We start from the raw sequence: 26,757 nt of genomic DNA, 5'->3' as shown, positions 1-26,757 counted from the left end.
TAAAAAACCTGTTGATTACAACAGGTTTACTGAAGCATTCACATTTACTCGGAACATATACTCCTGTTTACTTCCTGTGATAAAGATATCTTTCATACCATACATCAATAAAATCTGGAGCAAAAGGCCCTTTCCGCTGCCTGATCCAGCGAACAAGCTTGTCTACATTTCTCTTTAATATATGATCAATGACATCCGGATACCCCATTTGTTTTCTATGCTGTTCGTATTCGTCCTCATCAAGAAGAGTATAGGTCATATCCGGAAACACTTTGATATCGAGGTCATAATCTATATACTTAAGTGCTTCATGGTCATAAACAAAAGGTGAACTTAAATTGCAATAATAATAAATCCCATCTTCACGAATCATGCAAATGATATTAAACCAAAGTTCCGCATGAAAATAACAGATGGCCGGCTCACGGGTAATCCATGTCCTTCCATCAGATTCCGTCACCATCGTACGGTCGTTTCCCCCGATCACAAGATTTCTGGTTCCTTTTAAAACTGTCAATTCATTCCAAACACGATGGATGTTGCCATCATGCTTATAACTATGTATTTGTATTGGTTGCCCTTCGCTGGGAACCGCCATCAGTCTCCCCTGCCTTCCTGCAGAATATTCCGCTAATCTGTTAGGTCTATTCTATTATTATAACGTTTTGAGAAAAATTTTAAAACAAAAGAGCCATTGTTTTTGGCAATGGCTCTTTTATTGAAGATAAAATGCAAGGTGTTTTCTGCTGTTGGCGCACGGCATTCCCTGCGTGGGCGGTGTATGAAAAAAGCGAGGCAAATGCCCGGCAGTGGTTAATCAGGGTCCGTATGAAAAGATGGGTATCACCAAGAGCAGGAGCGTTGTGGTGAAGAACTGCATCAAAACGGCTTAACCGTCCCTGTTCATTAAGGGCCGGTCCATCACTGACTATAGAATCTTAAAATGGCCGCCCTGGCATGATGGCTTACCGCCGGAAGGGAGGGGAGGATTACTCCTGATGGTGCCGCCCAAGCAGGCGGCCGTATAAATCATACTTATGATCAAAACACCTGTCCAGACTGAAAAGCAGGGAACGAAATCATAATTGATTCCGTCCCCTTGTAAATATTTGTTGATTCTCTCATTGAATTGTGAGTTCAATTAATTTTCCCTAAACCAGCACTTTCTCTTCAGAATACATCTGTATGACCTCAGTGGTCTGTTCCTGAAAGACTTTCTGGATCTCCTTCAACTCTTCTTTCATTATGGTGATTTCCCTGGTGATTGATTCGAGCTTCGACTGCTGCTGCAGTTCAGTCAGTTCCTTCTCAATCTCCTGGCAGCGCTCTATTTCAGCTTGAAGAAAAAGAAGTTTATCCATCGTTACTAACTGATCGGTAATAAGCTTGTTAAATTGAGACATACCAAAACACCAGCTTTCCTTTTTAATGGCTGTTAATATATTGATACTCTGATTTGAAAGAACGAAAAAGGGCTGCTCTCTTTTCAAGGGGCAATCCAGTATTAGGGGTTTCCCAGAAAGCAACAGTTCTTACGAAACAGTCTTTCTAATAAGTTCCCTGCAAGTATGTAATTTCCCTTTGACTAGTTATGTCGCTTGAAGGGTTTGTTTGTCGGTGAATTTTCATAAACCTTCTTGTGGAGATTCCCCTATGTACTCATATTCAAAACCGGTGCTGTATGCCTTGTCGATTCCAGTGTAATCTTGTCTGGCCATAGAACCGCTTTAAACGTTTTTTCCTCCAAACTCAAGAATAGAAAAAGGCACCCTGTTACCAGCAGGGTGCCTTTTCATTAAAGATCAAAATTAGCGTTGGTTTTGACCTTTTTGAGCTTGAGATTGAGCGTTTTGTTTTCTTACTTCTTGAGCGTTTGTCTCAGAAGCAAATTCAGCTCCATATTGACCAGCTTGGCCGTTTTGAGATTGAGCGTTTTGTTGTTTAACTTCTTGTGCGTTAGTACCAGATTGAGTTCGTTTTGCCATTGTAATCACCTCCACGAATGTTAATTTAACCAACGTGGAGAATTACTATTCCAAAAAAATTATAAAAAATTTTTGGTCTGAAGAATTTTCATCCTTCTTATTCTCTATATTTTATACTAATAAAGAGCGGCCGCCATCTACGATGATGGTCTGTCCGCGAATCATTGAAGCGTCTTCTGAAACAAGGAACATAGCCGCATTCACCAGATCCTCGATTTCCACCATCCTGCCTGCAGGCGTTTTGGTACGAGCGTCCTCCAGCAGCTCCTCCCTGTTAGGGAAATGAGTCAATGCATCTGTGTCAATGGCTCCTCCTGAAACAGCATTGACTACGATATTTTCTTTTGAAAGTTCCACTGCCAGATACCTAGTCAGCGCCTCCACTGCCGCTTTGGAGACACCGACAGTAGTGTAGTTATCCAAATAACGGATGGAACCCAAAGAACTGATGCTGACGATCTTTCCACCTGACTCCTTGTCCATCAATTTTGCGGCTTCCTGTGCACAGAAAAGAAGCGCTTTACTGTTGATGTTCATCGTCCAATCCCAGTGGGATTCCTCCAGCTCCATCGCAGGCCTCAGCACACCTGATGCAGCATTGTTGATGAAAACATCCAGCCTTCCGAATTCTTCTTTGATTGTATGGAACATTCCTTTGATTTTTTCTACATCCCCGACGTTCGCCCTTACAATCAACGCCTTCCTTCCCAGCTTTTCAATCTCTTCAGCAGTTTCAAGTGCAGCCTTTTTACTCCTTGCATAGTTTACAACAATGTCATAGCCTGCCTGAGCCAGCCTTAAAGCCAAAGCTTTTCCGACACCCCTGCTGCTTCCTGTCACTAATGCTACCTTATTTGTCATTTCAAATTGCCCCTTTCCTAATCATTTTCATTTTAGCTTTTAAAAGCATATTCAACAACGTTTACAGAGAAACTAAAAGCAATCATGTTAAGGAGGAAGATTAATTATGTACGTTGGAAGAGACATGACCGAACTCTCCATGATGCCTAAAACAGAGTGGAACAAAAGCGAACTTGCTTTTTTCCATCATTCCCTGCAGCAGATGGTTCCTTACTTGAATTCCGAGGGGCAGACAATCCACCGGGAAATCATAGAAGAAATCGAAAATCGAGGCGGGTTGAAACGAAGCGAAGCGGATGCTTCACACGGCACGAAGGTTACTTATGATTGATTAAACGAAGCTGCCTTGGAATCAATCCTTCAGGCAGCTTTCTTTGTAGCTTTTCCATATTTTCTGGTGGGACACAGGAAATGCAAATTGAACAAGCTCTTCCTCTTCAACAGCCCTCAATTCTTCTGAAATCATGCTGATGTCCTTAACACTGCCGGTGAACACATCAATATTCCAGACGAGGTGGGAAAATACATGCTCTATCTTCGTCAATAATCCGTTATCGATTTTTGCCTCTACATTATATTCCAAACGCAGAAACTCTTCCAGCTGCTTTCTGTGGGAACCGAATGAATCAAGTTCAACATTGGGAAATTCCCAAAGATTCGCGAGAAGTCCTTTTGACGGCCGTTTATGAATTAAATAATTTCCATTATCAGTCTTTAGGACCACAGCTCCCATTTGCAGCCTTTTAACACTCTTTTTCTTTGTCTTAACCGGAAGGGTGTCCTGTTCCCCTTGATGGAATGCCGCACAGTGCTCCCTTACCGGGCACAGCAGGCATTTCGGCGAGGTGGGAGTACATATCAATGCTCCCAGTTCCATCAACGCCTGGTTGAAATAGGAAGGATTATCATGCGAGATAAGTTCCCGGACCGCCGCTTCAAATATTTTTCTGGAAGAAGGCTTGGCTATATCATCCCAAATCAGCAGGATCCTTGACAGTACCCTCATAACATTTCCATCCACAGCAGGTTCTGGTCTTCCGTAGGCAATACTCAAAATTGCCCCTGCAGTATAGGGACCTACCCCCTTAAGCTTTGCTATATCAACGGGTTCTGACGGGACTATGCCGCCATATGTGTCCCGGACCTCCTTGACTGCCGATTGCAGATTGCGGGCACGCGAATAATATCCCAGCCCCTCCCACGCTTTCAAGACTTCTTCCTCATCTGCTGAGGCAAGCGCTTCAATTGTGGGAAATTTATTGATAAAATGAAGGAAATACGGGATGACTGTATCCACTCTTGTCTGCTGAAGCATGATTTCCGATACCCAGACCTTATATGGATCACTATCTTCCCTCCAGGGGAGCTGCCTCTGTTCAGCAGTGAACCAATCAAGCAGATCCTTCCTGAAGGCTTCTATGTCAATTTTTCCTATATGTGCTAAAGAATTACTTTCCACTTTTGTACCTCCATGATGTTAAACCTTCACTTATTGAGGGAATATACTATTAATGAAGTCTGCCTTTATGTTATCAGCACTGCTTTAATCCAAAACAATCCATTTTATCAAGCCCCCCTGAAATGCAGGCATCCAGCGTACCAAATACGAGATGCTTCCGGGACTTTCTCAGTTTCTTAAGCGCATGGTAATGAGATTCCGTCGGCAGGGTGATGACCTCCAAAAAGACAGTGGTGCTGCCCGGAGGGGACATCCATTGGACATCCATCGCCTCATAAGACTTCAGGCTTTGAAGGATGTCCTTCATCAGCTGTTGATACTGCTCAATGAAAGGTTCTTTGATTTCGTACTGAATATACATTTGAAATGAATGGTTCATTGAAATTATCTCCTTTTATACAATATCACTTACGGCTGTGAAAACAAGACCTATATGATTGGAATCAACTCTTCCAACACTTTTGCCTAACACCCTATAAAGGAGGATTAACCTTGGATACTGGGACTCATATCGTTATGGGGTTCGCCATCGGCGGCCTGGCTACACTTGATCCAGTGGTGGCTGAAAGCGCCGCGACCTCACAAAGCGTTTTGATAGGTGCTATTATCGGTTCACAGATACCCGATATCGACACTGTACTGAAATTAAGAAACAATGCTGTCTATATCCGTAATCACCGCGGAATCACTCACTCCATACCCGCGGTTTTGATATGGCCGCTTCTCATATTGGCCGTCCTTTATCCATTCTATCCAGAGGCTAACCTGCTGCACTTATGGATTTGGACATTTCTCGCCGTTTTCCTCCATGTATTTGTCGACATTTTCAACGCCTATGGCACTCAGGCAATAAGGCCTTTCTCGTCGAAATGGGTCGCTTTGGGGGTCATTAACACCTTCGATCCGATTATTTTCGGCATTCATATTATCGGGCTGATTCTCTGGGGATTCGGCTTTGAACCCGGTCCAACCTTCCTATTCATGTATTTGATCATCACTTTGTATTACTTCCTGCGGTTTTTCGTGCAAAATGCTGTTAAATCTGCGGTAAGGAAAAAGATTCCCGATGCAGAAAAAATCATTGTCTCTTCCACTTTGCGCTTCTACCAATGGAGGCTGGCAATCGTAACAAAGGAATTCTTTTATGTTGCACGGGCTTACGGAAGTTCCATTACTTTCTTTGAAAAATATAAAAGGATTCCCGTACCGGATAACCCTGTCATCAATGCGGCCAAGAAAGACAAAAACCTGTCTGCCTTCTTATCATTTTCACCTGTATATAGATGGGAAATAGAAGAATTCGAAGAGGATGGGTATGAAGTAAGGTTCATTGATTTAAGATACCGCAGCAACGGGCATTACCCCTTTGTCGCGGTCGTTAAGCTTGACAATGATTTAGAAATAGAAAGTTCTTATACCGGCTGGATTTACAGTGAAGAAAAGCTGAGGAAGAAACTTGAGATCATTCCCGATTAAAGAATAATGATTTTAATAAAAAGGTGCCGAATAGCCGGCACCTTTTTCAATGACTGAGGTCATTTTCATCTTCAAGCATATGACTGTATTTCTGATTCCTTGCCGCAAACTCATGGAGCCTTCCTCCATAACTATCTATCCATTGTTTCACCAGGCGGCCGGTCATTTCTTTTCCAAGATATTCACCCCTGGCTTTTGCATATGTTGTTTCAAAATCCTCCCATAGCAGCTCAACCCATGTTCTTGCCCTTGCATACGAAAGATTTCCATTCTTTTCCAAAAGTTCTTTTGTTAAATCTTCATGAAATGTATCCATCTGATAACCCTCCATTCCCAATATTTTAAATGATAACAGTTAAGATTAAACTCCATACTATAGGTACGCAGTCAGCAGATCCAACAGCAGGTTTGCTGATTGCGGGGTGACCATCATTTTTTCCAGGGAGGAATACGATGCGCAATAAAGAAAGAGGATTCCCTAACCAGAATAATAACAAATTTGAAGGTGAACCGCGGGCAAAGCCTGAGTATGCTTCCAAAAGGGCTGATGGAACCATCAACACTCACCCACAGGAACGCATGGCCGCATCGAACCAGCGTGAAAGTGATTCTGTTTAAGTTCTCGAGCTAAGCCATTTATTAAGGAGGCGGTTGTTTTGGGTATGGGAAAAAAGAACAACTCTAATCATTTTGATAAAAACTATGTGAGTCCTTTCAACCAGGCATTCTATAATGCCAAACATGCACACTCACAGGCTAACGGGCATACCATTCAGACTCAGGACTTGATCATACTGGAACGACAGACCCGGAAAAGATCGTAATATAAGAAATGGAAACAAGGTGACCTCGTTCTCCTTGTTTCCATTTTTGTCATTTCTTCTGATTCAGCATCGAAATCGGCAGCGCTTCCTCCTTGCCCGTTCCGCCAAGACGGTAACCCCAGGCAAAGACGCCATTCAAGTAATCGATTTTGAAGTATACACCGGGATCGCCTTCAATCCCATAAATTTCACCCGGCTTGAACTCTTTAGGATTCAAAAGATAGGCTTGTGCCATTATGGCTTTTCTTTCTAAAACAGCAAACTCATTTACCATACCAAGCTGTTCTGCCTTTCTGGCCTTCTCCCTCAATTGGGCAATCTCTTGTTTCAATTCATATTCATTTAATTCACTATATCTTGTTTCTTTCTCCACACTGCTCACTCCATTCACCCTTATTATAGAAAAAATGATAGGATAAATAAAGTTTGGTTTATTCCGGCTCACAGAGGAAAAAATAAGAAAAGCACTTACTTGATGAAGGCATTCTTAAATGGATGGGATTTTTCCCAGGCTATTTTTGCAAACTTTGCCGTTAATGCGAAATTCCTGTTACAGGAATTTTTTAAAGCAGCAATTTAGGCGAAGAGAAACCACAGGAGTGGTTATTCGGAAATCATGAAAACAACATAGCAGCAAAAGCTGCGATAGAGGAGGATTACATATGAAAACAGCTGTAATTTCAGGAGGGGGCTCCGGCCTTGGCAGGGAGCTTGCAAAAGTGTACAGCAATGAAGGATATCATATCCTTCTCCTTGGCAGGACAAAAGAGAAACTTCAGTCAGTAAAAGAGGAGATTGCAGTGGATGGCAGTACAGCTTCCTGCATTACTTTGGACATCGCTTGCCCGGAAGACGTACAGAAAATTAGTAAGGAGATAAACGATAAGCATGATGTTCAGCTTCTCATAAATAATGCAGGAGTAGGAATCTTTGGTCCGTTTTTGGACATGCCCTTTGAAGAGATGGATAAAATGCTTTCAGTCAATTTTTCAGGAACTGTGTATTTAACGAAGGCTTTACTGCCAGCCATGGTGGAGAAGGATTCCGGCTCGATCCTCAATATCATCTCCACAGCGGGACTCCGCGGAAAGAAACATGAATCCTATTATGCTGCCAGCAAATTCGCCTTGAGAGGATTCGCAGAAAGCCTGCAGAAGGAGTTTGAGGAAACCGGCATCCAGATCATCAATGCATACATGGGCGGCATGAATACACCCTTCTGGGACGAATCAGAACATGTACAAGATCCCAGCAGGCTGCGTTCCCCGCGCGAAGTGGCTGAGATAATATATGAAGAAAGCAAAATATCAGCCGAGATTATTATCGAGTCAAAATAGTACATTAAAGCGCTAAAAGGGACAGTCCCTCTTAGCGCTTTAACATCGGATTTCAGGGCTCTCGCATGAGATATAGGAATCACGAAGAGCGCAGCGATTCGATGATGACTAATCGAAATCTGCTAGGTCAACGAATAGAGATGGTGACAGCTATTCTTCCGTTTTCAGCCTGTCTATGGCTTCTTCAATTTCTTCCATAGAAAAACCTTTGCGGAATAAGTTCTGCTTCATCTTCATTTGATAATCATAACCAGTATATTTTGACTTTAACCGGTTATGCGCCTTTCTTGCATGAAGAAGGACCGCTTCGAGCTTTTCATCTTCTGATTTTTCATTGTCAGTCTCTTGCCATGCCAGATTAATGACAGAAAAGGGATATCCCTTCCGCGCAAGATTCTGTTCAACTTTCTGCTTTGCCACAATGAGTGAATCCTTTTTATACTTCTTAAACAGTTTATTGGTTAAACCCATCGCCTTTTCCAATTGAATTTCCTGAGTGAATGGCGTAAGTGCAGATTCAATCAACTGCTTGTCCACCCCTTTTTCAATCAGCTCCCTTTCAACAGCTCCAGGCCCTTTATCAGATGTATTGATCTGCGTATTCACATATGCTTTGGCAAACTCATGATCATTCAAGTAGTTGTACTCCTTCAGTTTATGGATTGCCTCCCCTGCCACAGCATCACCAAGTTCTTTTTTCTTCAGGTAATCGGACACTTCCTTTTCTGTCCTCATTCGGTAGGACAGATAATGAATGGCAAGGTTGAAAGCTCTTCGGACATCGTCTTCATAGCCTATTTCCGCAATTGCCATTTCGTCGATTTCTTTGCCCTTGCCAAGCTGAAACCTGGCCAGGATCTCTTCATCGATGCTGAAGGAGTATTCGCCGTCAATAAAGATATTATATCTTTCTTCATTCTTCACTTGTTTGGTTATCTTTGTGATGATTCCCATGTTTAACACCTCCTCATTAATGTAACACATCGAAAATGTTTTTTATTATCAAGAGGGGTAAAATATATAGAAAAGGATGTAAGCTCCCTGTACAGCAGCACAAGGGATCAGCAGGCAGGCTCTTATAAAATAGGGAAAACATGAATAACTCAAAGGCCGGTGATGACGCATCTGAAGGAGAGAACCGAAAACCAGCCGGCCGCTAAGGTGCCGGAGCTGGACAATTGCAATTCAAATTTCATTTTTTCACTGTAGTATAGAAAAGGAGGTATCAGGATGAAAGCAGTCATATCAGGCGGAACAGGATTTGTAGGGAGTGCATTGACTGAAGAACTCCTTGGCAATGGGTATGAAGTATCCATCTTAACAAGAAACCCCGACAAACATGAAAGCAGACAGAACGTTTCTTATGTCAAGTGGCTATCCGATGGAGCCCTTCCTGAAAGAGAGGTGGAAGGCAGCGACATCTTTATCAACCTTGCCGGAGAATCGATCAACAGCGGCCGCTGGACGGATGATAGAAAGCAGAGAATTCTGAAGAGCCGTATTGATGCAACCCAGGAAATGATCAGGATTCTAAAAAACGTAGAAAAGAAACCTTCTGTTTTCATCAATGCCAGCGCTATCGGAATTTATGAAGCCTCAGAAACAATCACACATACTGAAAATTCGCTGGATTCAAGTAAAGATTTTCTCGCTGAAACCGTGAAAAGGTGGGAGTCCGAGGCAGGCAAAGCAAAAGATTTTGGTGTTCGGACAGCTTATACCCGTTTTGGGATCATCCTGGGGAAAGATGAGGGCGCACTCCCAAAAATGGCCCTTCCTTATAAACTTTTCGTGGGGGGCACCGTAGGGTCCGGCAGACAGTGGATGTCCTGGGTGCACCTCCATGATGTAGCAAAAGCAATCCGCTTTGTCATCGAAAACAAGCAAATAGATGGACCTGTCAATGTAACAGCCCCATCCCCAGTCACGATGAAGGAACTGGGGAAAACGCTGGCAGATGTATTGAACCGCCCTCACTGGATGCCGGCACCTGCCTTCGCCATCAAAGCAGCTCTTGGGGATATGAGCACATTGATACTGGAAGGGCAGAAGGTGGTACCTTCTGTGTTATCGGAAAATGGATATTCCTTCAAATATCCTGAATTGAAAGAAGCACTTACTGAGATTTACCGGGGATAAGTATGATTTCTCCCGTTATAGGAAAAAATGGGATTATACTCATTTGAGAAAGGATGATCCCTTTGGAGAAAAAACGTCAAGAAAGAACAAAATCAGCACTATCTTCCATGCAGGAAGTGACGTATTCCCGTGAATTCAAACGTGCTGACAGAGCAGGCGGCTATACACAGAAAAAAAGATAATCCACTTTATACATCAGTTTCTGTATCAAAAAATACCTCTTTTAAAAACATATACAGAGCTAATACTAAAGGAGCGGAAACAAAGTTTCCGCTCCTTTATCTCTTTATCTGAAAGGGGACGGTTGTTATGGGCAGATCACATGGACATAAAACACGTGATAAAAATAAAAACAAACTTCCACAGGTTCCAAAAAACTTGAAGTCTGATGGTATCGATGAAGAATTCTCCAGAGAACTTGCCGATCAAGAGGATATGGAAGCACAAGGACGCGCCAATGCAGCTAACCAGCGTCAAGCCGCTGCCAACCGTAATAAACGATAACTAAACACGATAAGATGGTCCTGGGTATATAGGGCCATCTTATCCACATTTTCCTCCAAATTATGTTAATTAGTTGTTGATAATAATCCACAACATATTGTGGATTATGTGAATAACTATCTGAAAATTAGTAATATTAGCATTTTCACTGTGAATAACCCTGTTTATAAACACTTCACCGCATTAACGCAGCCGGGGACAGTCCCCGGCTGCGTTAATGCGGTGATAAGTAAAAGGGCTGCCAATTCAGCAGCCCTTCTCTTACAACTATTTGTTCTTCAATACAAGCTTTGCCACACTTTCCACATGCGCCGTTTGCGGGAACATATCAACCGGCTGGATATATTCCACTTCATAGGATTTGCTTAATGTTTTCAGATCCTTTGCAAGTGTGGAAGGGTTACAGGAAACGTAAATGAATTTCTTTGGTTTCACTTTCAGGATTGTGTTTAAGAAGCTTTGCTCACACCCCGTACGCGGCGGATCCACAACAACAACATCCGGTTTCCATCCTTCGCCTTTCCATTTCGGCAGCCATTCTTCGGCAGTGCCCACCTCATAAACGGCGTTTGGCATCCCGAATTTCCTGCTGTTCTTTCGTGCGTTTTCAATTCCCTCTCTCACGACATCCATACCGCGGATTTCCCTTGTTCCATCTGAAAGCCACATTCCGATTGTACCGACACCACAATAGGCATCAACAAGTTTTTCATGTCCAGTCAAAGCAGCTGCCTCTCTCACTTCATTATAAAGCTTGACCGTCTGGGTAGGATTCAGTTGGAAAAACGCCCGGGCAGAAAGCTCATAGGAGAACTTATCAAGCCGCTCTACTATCGATTCTGTGCCATAAAGATGAATGGTTTCATTTCCGAAAATGAGTGAAGTCGCTTTTGGATTAATATTTTGAGCGGCCGACTTAACTTCCGGAAGGCGTTTTTGAATTTCTGAAACGATCATATCCTTGCGCGGCAGCTCTTTCCCGACTGTAACCAGGACGACTTGAATCTCCCCTGTTGTCACTCCCACTCTTGTCACAATCGTTTTGACAATTCCTTTTTTGGTTCTTTCATTGTAAATCGGCACGTTGAAATCACTCAAAATTTGCTTAACTTCATTCGTCACTTTATTGGTGGAGGGGTGCTGAACAATGCATTCAGGGATATCGACAAGCTTATGGGAGTTCAGGCTGTATAAACCGGAAATGATTTTTCCGTCCCGGAAACCGAGCTGGAACTGGCTTTTATTACGGTAATACCACGGCTCGACCATACCGATCATTGGTTTGACTTCAAGCTTTTCCAGATTGAATTTTGTATGGCGCTCAAGTGCCTGGATGAGGATGTCCCTTTTCTCGACCAGCTGCTGTTCATAGCTTAAATGCTGCAGCTGGCAGCCTCCGCATTGCTCATAGACCGGGCAAGGCGGCTTCGTCCTGTGTTCCGATCTTTTTCTTACTTTTTTCACACGGCCTTCAGCAAATTTCGGATGGACCTTGACCGCTTCAACGACAACCTCTTCTCCCGGCAGCGCCCCAGGGACAAATACAACCTGCCTTTTAAAATAACCGACGCCTTCCCCGTTGATCCCCAGCCTTTTAATGGTCAGCGGGAATTGCTGCTTTTCTTTAATCTTCATTGTTTTATCATTATTCACTGTTTCACTTCCTATTTTCAATACTTCTCCACAAATATAACGAAGCGTAGCTTAGATATGGGCTCCAAGCCTCACTCATTTCATCGATTTCTGCCAGGGTCGGCTTTCTGTCCATCCCGTACAGCTTCTTCAGAGCATTTTGAATGCCGATATCTGTTTTCGGAAAAAGGTTCTGCCTTCCAAGGGCGAACATCAAATAATTTTCGGCTGTCCACGGGCCTATCCCTCTTAGCTTCACCAACTCTTTCAAAATTTCATCATCCGGCTTCTTTTCAAGCTCCTGAAGGTTTAAACGACCTTCAGCAATCTCCTTAGAAACGCCGATCACGTATTCCGCTTTCCGCTGGCTGAACTGCATCTCCCTGAGTTCATCTACATCCAGTATGGCGGTTTCTCCTGGTGCCGGATAAAACCAAACCCCATCTTTCTCCCTCCCAAACTTATGGACAAACCTTTGGGTAAGTGTATGGGCAAAAGCCAGATTCAGCTGCTGGTGGATGATACTTTTCATCAACGTTGAATATGGATTGAATTCCAGGACTACAGGGGTCCCTGAATGTTCGGTAAAAATATCTTTAAGATCTGTATCTAAAAAATGCTGGTGAATTTCCTGGAGCGTGCCTTCCCATTGAAAAACCTTTTTCAAATAATCCAGTCTGGCATTGCCGCGATCTTCTTTCTCCATCTGGACCAAAAAAGACGGGTCATCCGTCGTGCCGGTTGCCGTAACTTCCAAGATTTCATCTTCTTCCCCATAAAAAGGAACCTTCACAGTCCGGCTGGAAATGTCCACAGAATTCAATGGATCCAAAGACAGCCTGTCCAAAACCAGATCAAAATTATAAGGAGGTAAAACCGAAACCCTCAGTTCTCTCATAATACCCCTCACTTTTTAAACATTTATGCGTATTATACCATTTCTGCCTCTCCGGCATAAATGATAGCCATTTTCCGGCAGTGCGCTGTACTTCACAGAAAAGGCTCTTTTCGCATATATTGTTGCTTTCGGAAATATCCCAGGTGCCCGATTTTCCGCCTGTCGGGGTTTTTACGGCGATTAACAGGATATTATTCGAAATTCATTTGAATAGCAACAAAGTTTACGAAAAGAGCCAAGAAAAAAGACGAAACATTAAATGCTTCGCCGCAAGGGTATCAAGGAGTTAGCAAAGGGCTTTCCGCACCTTTGCCCATTTCATAGTAATCCAGGCTTTTAAATGTATATCCCTGCTTTTTTAAATCCTGTATGACTTTTTGCAAAGCCTCCGCATTATCCTTTGACACTGTATGAAGGAGCAAAACGGCACCAGGGTGGATCTGCCTCATAATGTTGTCATAAGAGTATTTCCAACCCTTCTGGCTATCTGTATGCCAGTCGACAAATGCCAATGACCACATCACGTGAGTGTAACCAGCTTCCTTTGCAACTTTCATTGTCCGCTCACTGAATACACCCCTTGGCGGACGCAGATAAGACATGTTCTTTTGCTTGGTGATTTCTGCTGTCTTCTCTTTAACAAGATCCAGTTCTTTGCGAAGTTTCTCATCAGTCACGGTTGTAAGGTCTGGATGGCTCCAGGAGTGATTTCCCACAATGTGGCCTTCATCAACCATCCTTTTCACCAGGTCAGGTGCACTGTTTAAATAATGACCTGTCACAAAGAATGCTGCCGGAACCTTTTCCTCCTTTAAAACATTCAAGATTTTTTCCGTATAACCATTTTCATACCCGTTATCAAAGGTCATGTATAATACTTTTTTGCCGGGAGAATCTTTATAAAAAGCCCCGTATTTCTCAAGCAATTCATCATACGCTTTTCCTGCTTCCGCCTGCTTCCCGCCGCTTCCCTTCTTGAAGCCCCAGCCTATGCTTTTGTTTGAAACTGCAGAAGCACTATTTCCTGCAAGAAACCCGAAAACCAAGAATCCCGTAATCATAACTATCATCAGTTTCTTCATGAAATCACCCTTCTCTATATGATCTACTACATTTATTTTTTCAGAAGGTCTGTGTAATCATGCCTTCTAATTGATGGAAATAAAATGTTATCTAAGAAAGGGAAATCTAATATGGGGTTCACTTGTTCTGTTGGCCCAGCTTTTGACGCGGCCGGATTCATTTCTGGAGAACCACCTGTGCATTTATTGGTCCCCTTTGATGTGGTCGATTTCCTTGTGGAAACCAATCGGTGCATTCATTGGTCCCTTTTGACGCGGCCGATTTCCTTCTGAAGATCAATCGATGCATTCATTGGTCCCTTTTGACGCGGCCGATTTCCTTCTGAAGACTAATCGGTGCATTCATTGGTCGCTTTTGACGCGGTTGATTCCCTTCTGGAAACCAATCGGTGCATTCATTGGTCCCTTTTGATACGGTCGATTTCCTTCTGAAGACTAATCGGTGCATTCATTGGTCCCTTTTGATGCGGCCGATTTCCTTCTGAAGACTAATCGGTGCATTCATTGGTCGCTTTTGACGCGGTTGATTCCCTTCTGGAAACCAATCGGTGCATTCATTGGTCCCTTTTGATACGGTCGATTTCCTTCTGAAGACTAATCGGTGCATTCATTGGTCCCTTTTGACGCGGCCGATTCATTTCTGGAGAACCACCGGAATGCTCAAAGACCCGTTGTGAGGAGGTGGATTCTCATTTTAACCATTTAACGTTATTCTTTCCGGCTGCAAGGTCTACAAGTGATCATGCGGCCGGAAACATTTTGAGTTTTTCACTTATGATGTCCACCGCATCAAAGGCTGCACATGGATTTCCATTTTGTTCTCAGAAATCAAAAAACCGCTGCCAAAAGGCAGCGGCCAAACTAAAAGCTAAAACGCTTATTTAATTGAAGACCTTCTCTTTGAATTGCGCAAGCTTTTCAAGAGATGATTTATCGACATCCTTATGAAGGCTGTTCCCATTGGAATCCATGGTCACAACTGCTGTAAAGCCTTCTACTTCCAAGTGCCACATCGCTTCTGGAATTCCGAATTCCATGAAGTTGACGCCTTCCACTGATTTAATGCAGTCTGCATAGTATTGTGCAGCTCCGCCGATAGCGTTTAAGTAGACTCCTCCATGTTCACCAAGGGCTTCCAAGGTTTTGGGACCCATTCCGCCTTTTCCGATAACGGCGCGGATACCGAATTTTTTCATGATATCGCCCTGATATGGTTCTTCACGAATTGAGGTCGTCGGCCCCGCTGCTTTAACATGCCACCTGCCATCCTCATCCTTCATCATTACAGGTCCGCAATGGTAAATGATTTGTCCATCAAGATCAACCGGTGACTCGTGATCGGAGAGATGCTTATGAATCGCGTCTCTTCCTGTGTACATCCTTCCGTCAATGCGGACAACATCTCCGACCTTGAGGCTGCGGATTTTCTCTTCGGTAATTGGTGCGTTAAGTGTAATAACCTCGGCATCAATATCCCCTTCAGCGGCTGCAGCCGTTTCTTGTTGTGCAGAACTTGCTGAAAGATCCACAAGCTCGCCTTCCTGATACAGCCACTCTTGAACTGCCCCAGTCGCCGCATCAAGCTTAAAGCCCAACCTTCTGAATGCCCAGCAGTTGTAGGCTACTGATACGAAGAAACTCGCTGGAATACGGTTCATGACTCCTACCTTACAGCCCAGAAGAGTTGTCTCTCCGCCGAATCCCATCGTCCCGATGCCCAGTTCATTGGCATGTTCCATAACATATTCCTCTAACTTGCGAAGATCCTCGTGGCTGTTGACATCGTCTACGGAACGGAATAGCTGCTGCTTTGCCAAGTCATAACCAGACGAGCGGTCACCACCGATTCCAACCCCGATGAATCCAGCTGAGCAGCCCTGCCCCTGAGCCTGGTAGACTGAATGCATGATACATTTTCGGATACCGTCAAGGTCGCGTCCAGCACGGCCAAGCCCTTCCAGTTCACATGGCAGACTATATTGGATATTTTTATTTTCACAACCGCCACCTTTAAGGATCAGGCGGGCATCAATATAATCTTCTTCCCACTGTTCAAATTTAATGACCGGCGTACCCAGCCCGAGATTATCGCCGCTGTTTTCACCTGTGAGGGAATCGACTGAATTTGGACGCAGTTTCCCATCCTTTGTTGCCTGCTGCATGGCAGTATAGATGGCCTCTTGGATTTCTAATTGATTTACCCCGACAGGAGTCTTGATCTTAAATGTTGGCAGTCCTGTATCCTGACAGATCGGCGAAACATTATCATCAGCCATTTTGATGTTATTGGAAATCGTCGCCAGACTCATCGCAGAACGGGTTCCAGCACTTTCTCTCTCTTTCGCCGTTTTAATCGCTCTCCGGACATCTTTAGGTAAGTTCGTCGAAGTTTCAACAATAAGCTGGTACATGCTTTCCTGCAAGTTTTTCATATTCATGAGTTTCCCCTTCTCCCACTGATATTTCTATGTCTATTTGTGTATAATAAAATTTTGAATTTTTCACAATTCATTATACTCCTATACTTAGAAGAAAAAAAGACCAGACTGTAAACGATTACAGTCCAGGGCTGAAAATTTTTCTGAAATGGATTCTATCAGCTTCTATCTGGAAGGCTTCATAACCATTTCTTTTATAGAAGTTAATTGCATCTGACCATTCTTGATTTGTTTCCAAGACCATGCTTGCTGCATTTCTTTTTCGCGCTTCTTGTTCTAAGAACAACAGCATCTGCTTCCCTAATCCCAAGCTCCGATATCTGGCCGACACCGACATTCTGACAACGCGGTATTCCGTTGGTGATTCGCTCAAAAGACCCCCGGTTGCAATCAAATCCCCCTGGTATTTCCCTACATAGAATAAATTCTCACCCTTATAATAGGTCATAATATCATCCAGATCGGGATTCAACCCGTCAATGATGACTCCAAAACGCTCCTTGAACCCCTGCAGGACGATTCCCTTCGCCGCTTCTGCGTCCTCTGCCGCAATGATAGAAATATTCATCAACCGTCTCTCCCGTATGTATTAATATGAAACCCTGACATCACAGGAAGAAAAGAATTCGTTCCCCATTCCCTGCTTTGGCGCTGTTTTAAAATGAAGCCGGGATTATAATGTACTCTTACTATTCAAAGACAGATTCCCCTGCGCCCGGGGGAAATCCGGATTTTCAAATGTTTCCGAAAGCAAAAGCAGTCCACTATACGGACAACCTAAAAAAAGAGCCCCTAAAGGCCCTTATTTTTTGAACTGATCAACCTTCATTTCTAAATCGTCTATCATTTGAATCAATCTGTCAATGTCTTCTAATTCTGTTGTTTCAGGGTCAATTGATTCAATGACTTCAAGAAACATGTTCAGTCTTTGTTTCAAATATAACACCTGGTCATCTCTGTTGCTTGCAGCTTTACCCAATGTGTTCGCTCCTTTGATTGAAATTTCCTCTATCATCGTACCGAATTCTGCTGTAAATAACAAGCTTGCATGCCGCCTAAGACCTCCAAAGTAAAGAAAAAAACTGATCCCAATTTTTATATTGAGATCAGTGTTTTCTTTTCCTATCTTGGTTTGTCAGCCGTAATGAATCCGAAAGATACATGATCCTGAACCGGGATCCATGCGCCTATCCCTTGGGAGGTAACGTTTTTGACAACTATGGAACGTTTTGATCCTTTCATGACCAGATACACTTCTCCGTATGTTACTTTTCCTTTTTCGTTTACGGCAGGTGCATATCCATATAAATAGCCCAGACGCTTCGGCGAAATATTGTACACATGATCTTTTTTTGTTCCTGCTCCTACTATTGTTTGGAAGGAAAGAGGGAGTTCAGTGTTTTCCATTGCTTTTAAGAGCATCATTTTTTGAACGTCATCTGAATGGGGCACTTTTGCTGTCAGCCCGCCTTTAATTGTCTTCTGTGATTCCTGTACATAGTGGATTTGATAATTTTGGTTGCCGCCCCGGTTATCGAAGTAATTGGTATTGATTTTTTGATACTCCCAGTTCGGTGCTGTTTCAGTCGACTCATAATTCAGCGGCCATTCCCCCATATAGATCGTCGCTCTTAATCCAATTGCAAATGGGGATTTATTCATGTTCGACTCATTGAACATACGGATTAGGTTGGGATTTTCAATTTTGACGTTGGATGTTTCAATCAGCTCAGCAGTCAAGTCGCTTGGCTGAAGATAAGGCAGATCCTGTGTCGGATTAGGATACGTATTCTCCTTGGCGATATTCAATACTGAAGATGGAATGTTCACTTTAGGTTCAGATGGCTTTTCTTCAGTCTTACCTTCATCTTTCTTCTGAATCTTTTCCTGTTTCGGCTCCTGCTTTTTTTCTTCCTGCTTTTCCGCCGAAACTGACGGCATTATCATAAATGAAATTAAGAACATCATAAGTACGATGCGTAAGAGTTTCATGCAGTAAGCTCCTTTCTTGCTTATGTTTGTCTCCCATAGTTTTTCCGTTGTCATCGTAGTTATCCTTTCTTTTTCAAAAAATTATCCTATTATAAATTGAATATTTGCAAAATTCATTTAATAACTATAATCATTCTTAACCCGCCGGTCCATCCGGTGAACAGATTTTAATTCCCTGAAACAAGGAGAAAGCTCATTGGCTTTCTCCTTATTTTTGTATAATTTCATCTGGTTCCGTAAAAGCTTGATTAAAACAATCTCCTATAACACAGATTAATATCATAAATATAAGGAGGTTAAAAAAATGTCCGAAACATTAAAAGACAAAATAGTAGAGTTGTTCACCAATCATAAAATCGGGACACTGGCAACAATAAGGAACAACCAGCCATACTCACGTTTCATGATGTTTTATAACGAAGGACTGACTTTATTCACTGCCACTAACCAGCATGCCCACAAGGCAGAGGATATTGCCCAGAACCCTAAAGTCCATATCCTGCTTGGATTCGACCGGGATAACAATCATGAGCACTATGTGGAAATTGAAGCTGCTGCTGAACTGGAAAATTCCCAGGAATTGAAGAACAAGTTTTGGAATGACCATCTTAAGCCGTGGATCACTTCTCCCGACGACCCGGAATATATGCTGCTCAGGCTTACACCCAAAACCATCCTTTACTTTGAAAGAGCAGGAAAAGAACCACAGGAACTGAGCCTTTAGAATATTTACATTCATACATTAAAAGCGCTAAAAGGGCTGTGCCTCTTAGCGCTTTTGATGTGTTACGTCATCTTAATTCAAATGTTTCTTCGATTTCCATACTCCCGCTGACCGATTGCACCATAGAACAGTTCTTCCTTGTCAGCTCCATCGCCTTACGAATTTTTTCTTCGTTCAAATTCGTACCTTTAATAGTAAAATGCAAAGCGATTTTTTCAATTCTGTTCGCTTTTTCTTCATTCCGTGTAACATCCGCTGAGATGGAGATATCCTCAAAGTTGATTCTCTGCTTCTCAAGGATTTTCCTGAGAACTCCCCCGCTGCATACTGCAATGGAAGATACCATCAGCTGATAAGGCCGAAATCCATATTCCTCGTTCCCCGATACATTTAATTCTCCATATGAAAGATCAGTTACAAATCCGCCTTCTTTCATTTTAAATTCCATAGTCATCACTCCTTCTCATTGCCTGTCAAAAAGTTTACTCCATAATCTTTTATCTTGCCAATGTTTTGAAATGACGATACCATCATAGGGGAAATAATACATCGGGAGATAGATATATGGATAAACAAATGAAGTTCCGCTTTTGGGTGCTGATCAGTATTGTAGCGATTTCCGGGTTTTCGCAAGGCATGCTGCTGCCTCTGATTGCTGTAATTTTCGAAGGAGACGGACTTTCCTCCTCACATAACGGGCTGAACGCTGCCGGCCTTTATATTGGAATATTGTTGATCTCACCGTTTATGGAAGAACCACTTAGAAAATTCGGCTATAAACCGATCATTATTGGAGGGGGCTTGCTGGTAATTCTGTCACTCACCCTTTTTCCGCTATGGAAATCATTCTGGTTCTGGTTTGTTCTGAGGATGATGATCGGGATAGGCGATCACGCCCTCCATTTTGGGACACAGACATGGATCACTTCCTTCTCTCCGGAAAATAGAAGGGGAAGGAATATCTCTTTGTATGGACTATTTTTTGGTGTAGGTTTTGCGGTAGGCCCATTGATGACACCATTGATTAAAATCAATGAATCCCTCCCTTTCATCGTTTCTTCATTACTTTGTCTGGCAGCCTGGGTCTTCCTTTTCATCTTAAAAAATGAATTTCCTGAGCAGACAATGGAAGTAAGCTCATTCCGCAATACGATGTCCAGATTCAAGGAGGCAACGAAATATGGCTGGGTCGCTTTCCTTCCTCCTCTGGGGTATGGTTTCCTGGAAGCCTCACTGAATGGAAGCTTCCCGGTTTATGGTCTCAGGAATGGCATTGATGTCACAAGCGTGTCCATCCTCCTCACATCGTTTGCAATTGGCGGGATTGTTTTTCAGCTGCCGCTTGGTATCTTGAGTGATAAATATGGAAGAAGGAAAATTCTCCTCACCATTCTATTACTTGGTTTTATCAGTTTTACTGCTGCCGGATTCCTGGAAGCTTTCATTCCCGCATTGACTGTCGTGCTCTTCATTTCCGGCATGGTGGTAGGTTCTACATTCTCACTTGGAATCAGCTATATGACTGACTTAATGCCAAACAGGTACCTTCCTACAGGCAACTTGCTGTGCGGAGTCGCCTTCAGCATTGGAAGCCTTGCTGGTCCTTATACGGGCGGAATCTTCATTGAGCTGTTTGAAAATGTCAGTTTCTTTATGATAATCAGCTTCACTCTTTTAGTCATTTTCTTGGCAATCATGTTTTACGGAAAAGAAAAGGGGCCTCATCCATCACCTCAACATGAGTAAAGGCACATCTTCCTTCCCAAAACATAAGCTGTATGGTAGAATTAAACACAATCAAATACGAACAATTCTGTCTTTGCCAGCAATACAGCTGTCACCCATAAAAAGGTGGCAGCTTTCGTCGTTTTAATGGGGAAATGAAGCTGATTATTGTTATCAATTAAAAAGGCTGTTTTCGCATATATTGTTGCTTTCGGAAAAATCCCAGGTGCCGGATTTTTCCCCTGTATACAAAGGTTTTACTCCCAAAAAAGAACGAGCAGCTCTTTTCTTTCCTTCTCACCGGGGTTTTTATGACGATATATCAGGATAGTAGTTGAAATTTATATTGAATAGCAACAAAGGTTACGAAAAGAGCCACTAAAAAAGCGGAAAGACCGCGCAGCTGCATCCGGACTTGGTACTGGGTTCGCAAGGAAAGGAATTCGCCAGGCATGGCACCGGCACGGCAGCTGAAATAAACAAAATATCTGCCAAAAGGAGAAGAGAAAATGAGCTCACACGCAAAGTCAATGACTGTAAGAGAACCTTCGAGTAAATCATCCCTGTCCTATTTAGAAAAAATCAAGCCACATGTTGAACTGATCGCTGCCCTCATCAGCGGGGTCTTCATCTTGCTCGGGTGGCTGCTGGCAGATGTCTCTTCACCCTCTTCCGTTACGTTCTATCTCCTTGCCTTTGTCATCGGAGGCTTTGCCAAAGCAAAGGAAGGCATTGAAGAAACCATTGCAGAACATGAATTGAATGTAGAAATGCTGATGGTCTTTGCTGCAATTGGTTCTGCCATCATTGGATATTGGACCGAAGGCGCCATTCTGATTTTCATTTTCGCAATCAGCGGTGCTTTAGAGACCTATACATTGAATAAAAGCCAGAGGGAAATCTCATCCCTTATGGACTTACAGCCGGAAGAAGCCTTAAGAATAACAGACGGAGTGGAGGAACGCATTCACGTTTCCGACCTTTCAGTCGGGGATCTTATTCTTATCAAACCGGGTGAAAGGATCCCTTCGGACGGCCAGATAATCAAGGGCTCCTCCACCATTGATGAAGCTGCCATTTCTGGAGAATCGCTGCCTGTGAGCAAAGCAGTGGAAAGTGAAGTGTATGCAGGAACTGTCAACCTGAACGGTGCCATTACGGTAAAGATTACAAAACCGAGCAATGAAACATTATTCCAGAAAATAATTGACCTTGTTCATTCAGCTCAAAGTGAGAAATCCCCTTCTCAGCTTTTTATCGAGAAGTTCGAAGGTACTTATGTAAAAATTGTGCTTCTCTTTTTGCTTCTCATGATGTTTCTACCGCACTTTCTCCTTGGATGGAGCTGGACTGAAACCTTTTACCGGGCAATGGTCCTCCTTGTGGTTGCGTCTCCATGTGCCTTGGTAGCATCGATAATGCCTGCAACCTTATCTGCCATATCCAACGGAGCAAGAAACGGAATATTATTCAAAGGCGGCATGCATCTTGAAAACCTGAGCAATCTTCGAGCCATTGCCTTTGACAAAACTGGAACACTTACAAAAGGACGACCTCAAGTTACTGATATCATCACAGGAGAAGGCGTTTCAGAATGTGAAATTTTGGCCATTACTGCAGCCATTGAAAAACAATCGAACCATCCCCTTGCCCAGGCTATTGTAAAACACACGAAAAGGATGTATCCGGATCTGCAACTGAACGAGCCTGATTCACTTGAGGATGTGACAGGGTGGGGCGTGAGAGCTTTCATCGGTGGAAAGGAATGGAAAGTAGGAAAAGCAGATTTTGCGGGGATTGATGATGCAAGCCATTTCGCCGGAGGAAAAGCGGCACAACTGGCTGGAGAAGGAAAGACAACCGTATTTGTGTCGGACGATAATGGAATAAAGGCTTTAATAGCTTTGAAAGATGTCATCCGGGAAGAAACAAAGGCTGCTTTAACGTCATTGCGGGATGACGGTATTTTAACAGTCATGCTGACAGGAGACAGCGAAAATACCGCTAAAGCAATAGCAGCTGAGGCGGAAGTCGATAGCTATATAGCGAAATGCCTTCCAGAAACAAAAGTGACTGAACTTAAGAAGCTGATTGATCAATATGGAACGGTCGCCATGGTTGGCGACGGTATCAATGATGCACCGGCTCTGGCTGCAGCAAGCGTGGGAGTAGCGATGGGGGAAGGAACGGATGTAGCACTTGAAACAGCAGATATCGTCCTTATGAAAAATGATCTGAAACGAATCGCCGATGCAGTACGCTTATCCAGAAAGATGCAGAGGATAGTGAAGCAAAATATCATTTTTTCACTATCTGTTATCTTAGTCCTTATAGCCTCTAACTTCTTGCAGGTTCTTGACTTGCCCCTGGGGGTTATCGGGCATGAGGGGAGCACAATACTTGTTATCTTAAACGGACTCCGGCTGCTTCGTTAAAGGTTTTACTGAAGAGTCCTGGATTTCACCTTTAGGGCTGCCTCGAATTCCAGTTCAATATGTATAAAAGGGTTTCCGGGCAGGAAACCCTTTTGCAGTTTAATGATAACCGTTTTGTCCGTTAGCAGACCCGGATGTTTTATTTTTTGATTTTTGCTTGCTGTTTTGTTTAGTTCCGCCATCTTTTTTGGTTTTCTTTGTCATGGTCAATTCCTCCCTCGGATGTTCAAGGCTCTTTTGTTCAGGCTCTTTTCGTAGACTTTGCTGCTATTCAATATAATGCGAAAACAGCCTTTGTTTAACAGCCCCGTATGATTAGTCTGTTCAAACTCAAAAAAAGTTTACCGGTAATAACCGGTAAACTATAAAGCGCAAGCCCTCCAATTCATTCAGCACCGTAAGGATTGGAGGGCCACTGTTTGAGATGTAGGAACACGGCAAGCACAGCGAGCCGATGGTAAACTATTTCAAGGTGTCGGGAAGGACACTGGCCGGTTTGGCTTTGGAACTGGAATTCCCTCCAGGGAAGGACTAAATCCGCGAGGCGCTGTCCGCTGGGGCTGGACGGACTGCAAATCTAAGACCTTCCAGGACTACTTACAGTCCCCAGTATTCTTCACATTCATGATTGCATTGATATGGCCGCCGATCATAATGATGATGCCGGTGAGATAGAACCAGATCATCAGGACGATGATACCGCCGATGCTTCCATAGGTAGCTGAGTAATTTCCAAAGTTGCTGACATAAAATGAAAAAGCCAGTGAAGCTCCCACCCATCCCAGTGCGGCAAATACAGCCCCGGGAACGGCGCTTAAACATTTGATTTTCTTACTGGGGGCAATGAAATAGAGACCCACAAACACGATAAATAAAATGATTGGAGAAATCGCCCACCTTACAGCTCCCCAAATAGTGAGGAATTGATCGGAGAACCCAAATTGGGAAAACAGGAATAATCCGATTTGTTTTCCAAATACCGGAAGCAGCAAGGCTACAATAAATACAAAGATCATCGCAATGGTCAGCAGGATTGACATTAACCTTATTACGATAAAGGATCTGGTCTCTTCCACTTCATAGGCATCATTTAATGATTTCACAATCGCATTCATTCCGTTGGACGCAGACCAGATGGTCGCGATGATACTGAATGATAATAAACCGGTATTCCGGTTTGACATGACTTCATTGATTGTTGACTGAATCATCTGCATTGTTTCACCAGGAGCAAAGTCACTGATGACGTTTAAAATATCTTCCTGTGTAAAAGGCAGATATGGAAGAAGGGTTACCATGAAGATCAGCAATGGAAAAAGTGAGAGGAGGAAGAAATAAGCCAGCTGTGCTGCCAGTCCTGTCACATCTCCATCGGATACCTTCTGAAATAACTTCTTGCCAAAACCTTTAATTCCTCCAGTTTTACTCCTCTTCGTCATCCTTTCACCTCTTATTCTGCATTAATACTCCGCTTTGGTGTCCACGGATTGATGTTCCTCCTCATTGAAAACCTCTTTGTAGGATTCAGAAGAAGAATGAATTGTTTCTTTGGTATCTTCTATGATTTCCTTTACTTGAGGAGAAAGTTCTTTGATTTCTGCCACTTTTTGATTGATGAAATCCATGTCCTCTTCTATTTGTTTAGCTGTCTCCCTGACTTTTTCATAAACTTCTTTAGAAGAATCCATCAGTAATTGAGGATTGCGGGCATACCGGCCAATCAACTCCCCGCTTTTTTTCGTGCTGGCCATTACATCTTCACGCGTCTCTCTATTCAGCAATGTAACGAACCCGCCTGCGATTGCTCCGAAAACCAATCCTTTGATAAATCTCTTAGTTCCCATATTCATCCTCCGATACATTAATGTTATTAGCTTGCGCCCTGTTTTAGTTCTTTAATCATATAATGGCCTAGTCCAGGGGGCAAACTCTTTTATCTTTTTACTTCTTCTCATAATGACTATTTCCCTCTTTTTATGAAGGCTGTTTTCGCATATGTTGTTGCGTTTGGAAAAATCCCAAGTGCCTGATTCCCCCCCTGTATTCCGAGGTTTTACTCTCGAAAAAGAAAAAGCAGGGGCTCTTTTCTTTCCTGTTTACCAGTGTTTTTACGGCGATTTACCAGGATATTAGTTGAAATTCGTATTAAAGAGCAACAAAGTTTACGAAAAGAGCACTAATGAAATACTTCAAGAGAGACCTGTCAAATGAAGTTTATGAACAGTAGTATTATTTATCCATTTACGGTGGTCCTCAAACATAACGAAAGGCTCCATGTCCCTGCCCGACAAGGTTTCTTATTGACATCCCCTGTAAGTAATGAAAAGATGTTAGTAATGATTAACCAAAAAGGATGGATGAAACCATGGATCTTTCACAAAAATCCCCAGAAAATGTAGAGTTTATGATTGAAAAAATCAAGGAAAAACTAAGAGTTGTAAATGTAGGTGCCATAAAGCCTTCCCACTTCGACGGTGAAATGTATGAAGAACTGAGAGACATTTATGAAATGGTTGACCGCAAAAACCATTTCAGCCCCAGTGAAATGCAAGCAATAGTCGAAGAATTAGGGAACTTGAGAAAGCAGTAAAAGATCCTTTTTTTATTCTATGAGGGCAGCCAAAGGGTGGCTTCCAAAATGGATATGAGTACATTTTCAAGAACTTGAAACATGTTCATGAACATTAAAAGGACCGCCAATAACGGCGGTCCTTTTTCTTATTATGCACTCTTTAAGAGTTTAAGTGATTCTTTGACAAATGCAGGAATATCATCCGGATTACGGCTTGTGACAAGCTGGTCCTTACATACAACCACTTCTTGATCTTTGTAGTTTGCTCCCGCATATTCCATATCCACTTTAATGGATTTAAAGCCGGTAGCATCCCTGCCTTCCAATGTTTTCGCAGTCAGCAGGAGCTGGGGCCCATGACAAATGGCGAATACGGGTTTTTCGCTGTCCATGAAGCTCTTTGTGAACTTAACAAACCGCTCATCACCGCGTAACTGGTCGGGTGAGAATCCTCCCGGAAGGAACAAGGCATCGAAGTCATCAGGGTTAACACTATCAATGCCTTCATCGATCGTTACTTTTGCTTCTCCCTGCTTTCCTTCTACTGTTTTTCCTGATCCCTTTTCGATCGTCACCACTGTATGCCCCTCGTCTTTAAATGCATCCGCAGGTTTGGTATACTCTACATCTTCAAACATATCCGTAATTAAGCATGCAATCTTAGCCATATGCAA

33 protein-coding genes are annotated in these 26,757 nt (G+C 43.0%); 12 read left to right on the top strand and 21 right to left on the bottom strand.

The annotated features are described in order from the left end of the window. Window positions 1-67 precede the first annotated feature (67 nt). The 4 genes from ntdP to fabL all read right to left on the bottom strand — a co-directional run bounded on the left by ntdP (window position 68) and on the right by fabL (window position 2,846). Entirely contained in the window at window positions 68-598 is a 531-nt protein-coding gene (ntdP, locus tag D3H55_RS13760; protein ID WP_119547571.1) for a nucleoside tri-diphosphate phosphatase, read from the bottom strand. A gap of 553 nt (window positions 599-1,151) precedes the next feature. Next, complete coding sequence (locus tag D3H55_RS13755; protein ID WP_119547569.1) at window positions 1,152-1,403, bottom strand: YgaB family protein; 252 nt, start codon at window positions 1,401-1,403, stop codon at window positions 1,152-1,154. 405 nt (window positions 1,404-1,808) lie between these two features. Continuing rightward, entirely contained in the window at window positions 1,809-1,985 is a 177-nt protein-coding gene (locus D3H55_RS13750) for a gamma-type small acid-soluble spore protein (RefSeq protein WP_119547567.1), read from the bottom strand. A gap of 111 nt (window positions 1,986-2,096) precedes the next feature. Next, window positions 2,097-2,846 (bottom strand): enoyl-[acyl-carrier-protein] reductase FabL, encoded by a 750-nt coding sequence (gene fabL, locus D3H55_RS13745; RefSeq protein ID WP_119547565.1) that lies wholly within the window; start codon window positions 2,844-2,846, stop codon window positions 2,097-2,099. A gap of 106 nt (window positions 2,847-2,952) precedes the next feature. On the opposite strand from fabL, the gene yfhS reads away from it, so the two are divergent. Further along, window positions 2,953-3,177: a mother cell protein YfhS gene (yfhS, locus tag D3H55_RS13740; RefSeq protein ID WP_119547563.1), complete on the top strand. Its 225-nt coding sequence runs from the start codon at window positions 2,953-2,955 to the stop codon at window positions 3,175-3,177. 21 nt (window positions 3,178-3,198) lie between these two features. Here yfhS and mutY read toward each other — a convergent pair whose 3' ends face one another. Beyond that, window positions 3,199-4,305, bottom strand: coding sequence for an A/G-specific adenine glycosylase (gene mutY, locus D3H55_RS13735; protein WP_119547560.1), 1,107 nt, complete (start codon window positions 4,303-4,305; stop codon window positions 3,199-3,201). A gap of 73 nt (window positions 4,306-4,378) precedes the next feature. Then, window positions 4,379-4,684 carry a hypothetical protein gene (locus tag D3H55_RS13730; RefSeq protein WP_119547558.1) on the bottom strand — a complete coding sequence of 102 codons (306 nt, stop codon included), beginning with the start codon at window positions 4,682-4,684 and terminating at the stop codon, window positions 4,379-4,381. 113 nt (window positions 4,685-4,797) lie between these two features. Here D3H55_RS13730 and D3H55_RS13725 point away from each other — a divergent pair, with 113 nt between their 5' ends. Further along, the gene (locus D3H55_RS13725) at window positions 4,798-5,781 is read left to right on the top strand and encodes a metal-dependent hydrolase (RefSeq protein ID WP_119547556.1); all 984 of its coding nucleotides are present in this window, start codon (window positions 4,798-4,800) and stop codon (window positions 5,779-5,781) included. A 46-nt stretch (window positions 5,782-5,827) separates the two neighbouring features. Here D3H55_RS13725 and D3H55_RS13720 read toward each other — a convergent pair whose 3' ends face one another. Next, window positions 5,828-6,097: a YfhJ family protein gene (locus D3H55_RS13720; protein WP_168413088.1), complete on the bottom strand. Its 270-nt coding sequence runs from the start codon at window positions 6,095-6,097 to the stop codon at window positions 5,828-5,830. Window positions 6,098-6,234: 137 nt separating this feature from the next. Here D3H55_RS13720 and D3H55_RS13715 point away from each other — a divergent pair, with 137 nt between their 5' ends. Together D3H55_RS13715 and D3H55_RS13710 are read left to right on the top strand one after the other, a co-directional pair. Continuing rightward, on the top strand, window positions 6,235-6,399 hold the full coding sequence (locus D3H55_RS13715; protein WP_044022547.1) for a small, acid-soluble spore protein K: 165 nt from the start codon (window positions 6,235-6,237) through the stop codon (window positions 6,397-6,399). A gap of 44 nt (window positions 6,400-6,443) precedes the next feature. Then, window positions 6,444-6,605, top strand: a complete 162-nt coding sequence (locus D3H55_RS13710; RefSeq protein WP_119547620.1) for a YpzG family protein — start codon at window positions 6,444-6,446, stop codon at window positions 6,603-6,605. A gap of 49 nt (window positions 6,606-6,654) precedes the next feature. On the opposite strand, the gene D3H55_RS13705 is transcribed toward D3H55_RS13710, so the two are convergent. Beyond that, on the bottom strand, window positions 6,655-6,978 hold the full coding sequence (locus D3H55_RS13705) for a YfhH family protein (protein ID WP_119547552.1): 324 nt from the start codon (window positions 6,976-6,978) through the stop codon (window positions 6,655-6,657). Window positions 6,979-7,267: 289 nt separating this feature from the next. On the opposite strand from D3H55_RS13705, the gene D3H55_RS13700 reads away from it, so the two are divergent. Next, window positions 7,268-7,942: an SDR family NAD(P)-dependent oxidoreductase gene (locus D3H55_RS13700; RefSeq protein ID WP_119547550.1), complete on the top strand. Its 675-nt coding sequence runs from the start codon at window positions 7,268-7,270 to the stop codon at window positions 7,940-7,942. Window positions 7,943-8,092: 150 nt separating this feature from the next. Here the strand turns inward: D3H55_RS13700 and recX are convergent, their stop codons facing one another. Continuing rightward, window positions 8,093-8,896 (bottom strand): recombination regulator RecX, encoded by an 804-nt coding sequence (recX, locus tag D3H55_RS13695; RefSeq protein WP_119547548.1) that lies wholly within the window; start codon window positions 8,894-8,896, stop codon window positions 8,093-8,095. 276 nt (window positions 8,897-9,172) lie between these two features. Here recX and D3H55_RS13690 point away from each other — a divergent pair, with 276 nt between their 5' ends. The 3 genes from D3H55_RS13690 to D3H55_RS13680 all read left to right on the top strand — a co-directional run bounded on the left by D3H55_RS13690 (window position 9,173) and on the right by D3H55_RS13680 (window position 10,585). Continuing rightward, the gene (locus tag D3H55_RS13690) at window positions 9,173-10,081 is read left to right on the top strand and encodes a TIGR01777 family oxidoreductase (protein WP_119547546.1); all 909 of its coding nucleotides are present in this window, start codon (window positions 9,173-9,175) and stop codon (window positions 10,079-10,081) included. Between the two features lie 53 nt (window positions 10,082-10,134). Continuing rightward, the gene (locus tag D3H55_RS13685) at window positions 10,135-10,263 is read left to right on the top strand and encodes a YfhE family protein (RefSeq protein ID WP_119547544.1); all 129 of its coding nucleotides are present in this window, start codon (window positions 10,135-10,137) and stop codon (window positions 10,261-10,263) included. A 127-nt stretch (window positions 10,264-10,390) separates the two neighbouring features. Continuing rightward, window positions 10,391-10,585 (top strand): YfhD family protein, encoded by a 195-nt coding sequence (locus D3H55_RS13680; protein WP_119547542.1) that lies wholly within the window; start codon window positions 10,391-10,393, stop codon window positions 10,583-10,585. A 267-nt stretch (window positions 10,586-10,852) separates the two neighbouring features. Here the strand turns inward: D3H55_RS13680 and rlmD are convergent, their stop codons facing one another. The 8 genes from rlmD to D3H55_RS13645 form a co-directional block, all read right to left on the bottom strand. Then, window positions 10,853-12,220 (bottom strand): 23S rRNA (uracil(1939)-C(5))-methyltransferase RlmD, encoded by a 1,368-nt coding sequence (gene rlmD, locus D3H55_RS13675; protein WP_119547618.1) that lies wholly within the window; start codon window positions 12,218-12,220, stop codon window positions 10,853-10,855. A 22-nt stretch (window positions 12,221-12,242) separates the two neighbouring features. Continuing rightward, entirely contained in the window at window positions 12,243-13,115 is an 873-nt protein-coding gene (locus D3H55_RS13670) for a DNA-3-methyladenine glycosylase family protein (RefSeq protein ID WP_119547540.1), read from the bottom strand. A 278-nt stretch (window positions 13,116-13,393) separates the two neighbouring features. Further along, window positions 13,394-14,197, bottom strand: coding sequence for a delta-lactam-biosynthetic de-N-acetylase (gene pdaA, locus D3H55_RS13665; protein WP_119547538.1), 804 nt, complete (start codon window positions 14,195-14,197; stop codon window positions 13,394-13,396). Between the two features lie 289 nt (window positions 14,198-14,486). Then, window positions 14,487-14,645 (bottom strand): hypothetical protein, encoded by a 159-nt coding sequence (locus D3H55_RS24315; RefSeq protein WP_168413087.1) that lies wholly within the window; start codon window positions 14,643-14,645, stop codon window positions 14,487-14,489. A 433-nt stretch (window positions 14,646-15,078) separates the two neighbouring features. Beyond that, window positions 15,079-16,635, bottom strand: coding sequence for a fumarate hydratase (locus D3H55_RS13660; RefSeq protein WP_119547536.1), 1,557 nt, complete (start codon window positions 16,633-16,635; stop codon window positions 15,079-15,081). A 118-nt stretch (window positions 16,636-16,753) separates the two neighbouring features. Beyond that, window positions 16,754-17,203 (bottom strand): GNAT family N-acetyltransferase, encoded by a 450-nt coding sequence (locus tag D3H55_RS13655; protein WP_119547534.1) that lies wholly within the window; start codon window positions 17,201-17,203, stop codon window positions 16,754-16,756. Window positions 17,204-17,437: 234 nt separating this feature from the next. Next, window positions 17,438-17,614, bottom strand: coding sequence for an SE1561 family protein (locus tag D3H55_RS13650; RefSeq protein WP_276310242.1), 177 nt, complete (start codon window positions 17,612-17,614; stop codon window positions 17,438-17,440). Between the two features lie 143 nt (window positions 17,615-17,757). Continuing rightward, window positions 17,758-18,627, bottom strand: coding sequence for a YfkD famly protein (locus tag D3H55_RS13645; protein WP_119547616.1), 870 nt, complete (start codon window positions 18,625-18,627; stop codon window positions 17,758-17,760). Between the two features lie 304 nt (window positions 18,628-18,931). Between D3H55_RS13645 and D3H55_RS13640 the strand changes: the two genes are divergently transcribed. Then, window positions 18,932-19,351 carry a pyridoxamine 5'-phosphate oxidase family protein gene (locus D3H55_RS13640; protein WP_119547530.1) on the top strand — a complete coding sequence of 140 codons (420 nt, stop codon included), beginning with the start codon at window positions 18,932-18,934 and terminating at the stop codon, window positions 19,349-19,351. A gap of 67 nt (window positions 19,352-19,418) precedes the next feature. On the opposite strand, the gene D3H55_RS13635 is transcribed toward D3H55_RS13640, so the two are convergent. Next, window positions 19,419-19,799: an OsmC family protein gene (locus D3H55_RS13635; RefSeq protein WP_119547528.1), complete on the bottom strand. Its 381-nt coding sequence runs from the start codon at window positions 19,797-19,799 to the stop codon at window positions 19,419-19,421. A 116-nt stretch (window positions 19,800-19,915) separates the two neighbouring features. On the opposite strand from D3H55_RS13635, the gene D3H55_RS13630 reads away from it, so the two are divergent. Both D3H55_RS13630 and D3H55_RS13625 read left to right on the top strand, forming a co-directional pair. Continuing rightward, complete coding sequence (locus D3H55_RS13630) at window positions 19,916-21,097, top strand: MFS transporter (protein WP_119547526.1); 1,182 nt, start codon at window positions 19,916-19,918, stop codon at window positions 21,095-21,097. A 488-nt stretch (window positions 21,098-21,585) separates the two neighbouring features. After that, complete coding sequence (locus tag D3H55_RS13625; RefSeq protein ID WP_119547524.1) at window positions 21,586-23,511, top strand: heavy metal translocating P-type ATPase; 1,926 nt, start codon at window positions 21,586-21,588, stop codon at window positions 23,509-23,511. A gap of 593 nt (window positions 23,512-24,104) precedes the next feature. On the opposite strand, the gene D3H55_RS13620 is transcribed toward D3H55_RS13625, so the two are convergent. Both D3H55_RS13620 and D3H55_RS13615 read right to left on the bottom strand, forming a co-directional pair. Further along, entirely contained in the window at window positions 24,105-24,950 is an 846-nt protein-coding gene (locus D3H55_RS13620) for a YihY/virulence factor BrkB family protein (RefSeq protein ID WP_119547522.1), read from the bottom strand. Between the two features lie 21 nt (window positions 24,951-24,971). Continuing rightward, window positions 24,972-25,355 (bottom strand): YtxH domain-containing protein, encoded by a 384-nt coding sequence (locus tag D3H55_RS13615; RefSeq protein WP_119547520.1) that lies wholly within the window; start codon window positions 25,353-25,355, stop codon window positions 24,972-24,974. 521 nt (window positions 25,356-25,876) lie between these two features. Between D3H55_RS13615 and D3H55_RS13610 the strand changes: the two genes are divergently transcribed. Next, window positions 25,877-26,101 carry a DUF1128 domain-containing protein gene (locus tag D3H55_RS13610; protein WP_119547518.1) on the top strand — a complete coding sequence of 75 codons (225 nt, stop codon included), beginning with the start codon at window positions 25,877-25,879 and terminating at the stop codon, window positions 26,099-26,101. Between the two features lie 131 nt (window positions 26,102-26,232). Here D3H55_RS13610 and D3H55_RS13605 read toward each other — a convergent pair whose 3' ends face one another. Further along, window positions 26,233-26,751, bottom strand: coding sequence for a type 1 glutamine amidotransferase domain-containing protein (locus D3H55_RS13605; protein ID WP_119547516.1), 519 nt, complete (start codon window positions 26,749-26,751; stop codon window positions 26,233-26,235). Between the last annotated feature and the right edge of the window lie 6 nt (window positions 26,752-26,757).

It is taken from the genome of Bacillus salacetis (assembly GCF_003581585.1).
GTDB classification, from domain to species: Bacteria; Bacillota; Bacilli; order Bacillales; family Bacillaceae_B; genus Rossellomorea; species Rossellomorea salacetis.
The sequence above is the reverse complement of the archived record's forward strand: the minus strand, read 5'-3'. Positions and strand labels throughout refer to the sequence as shown.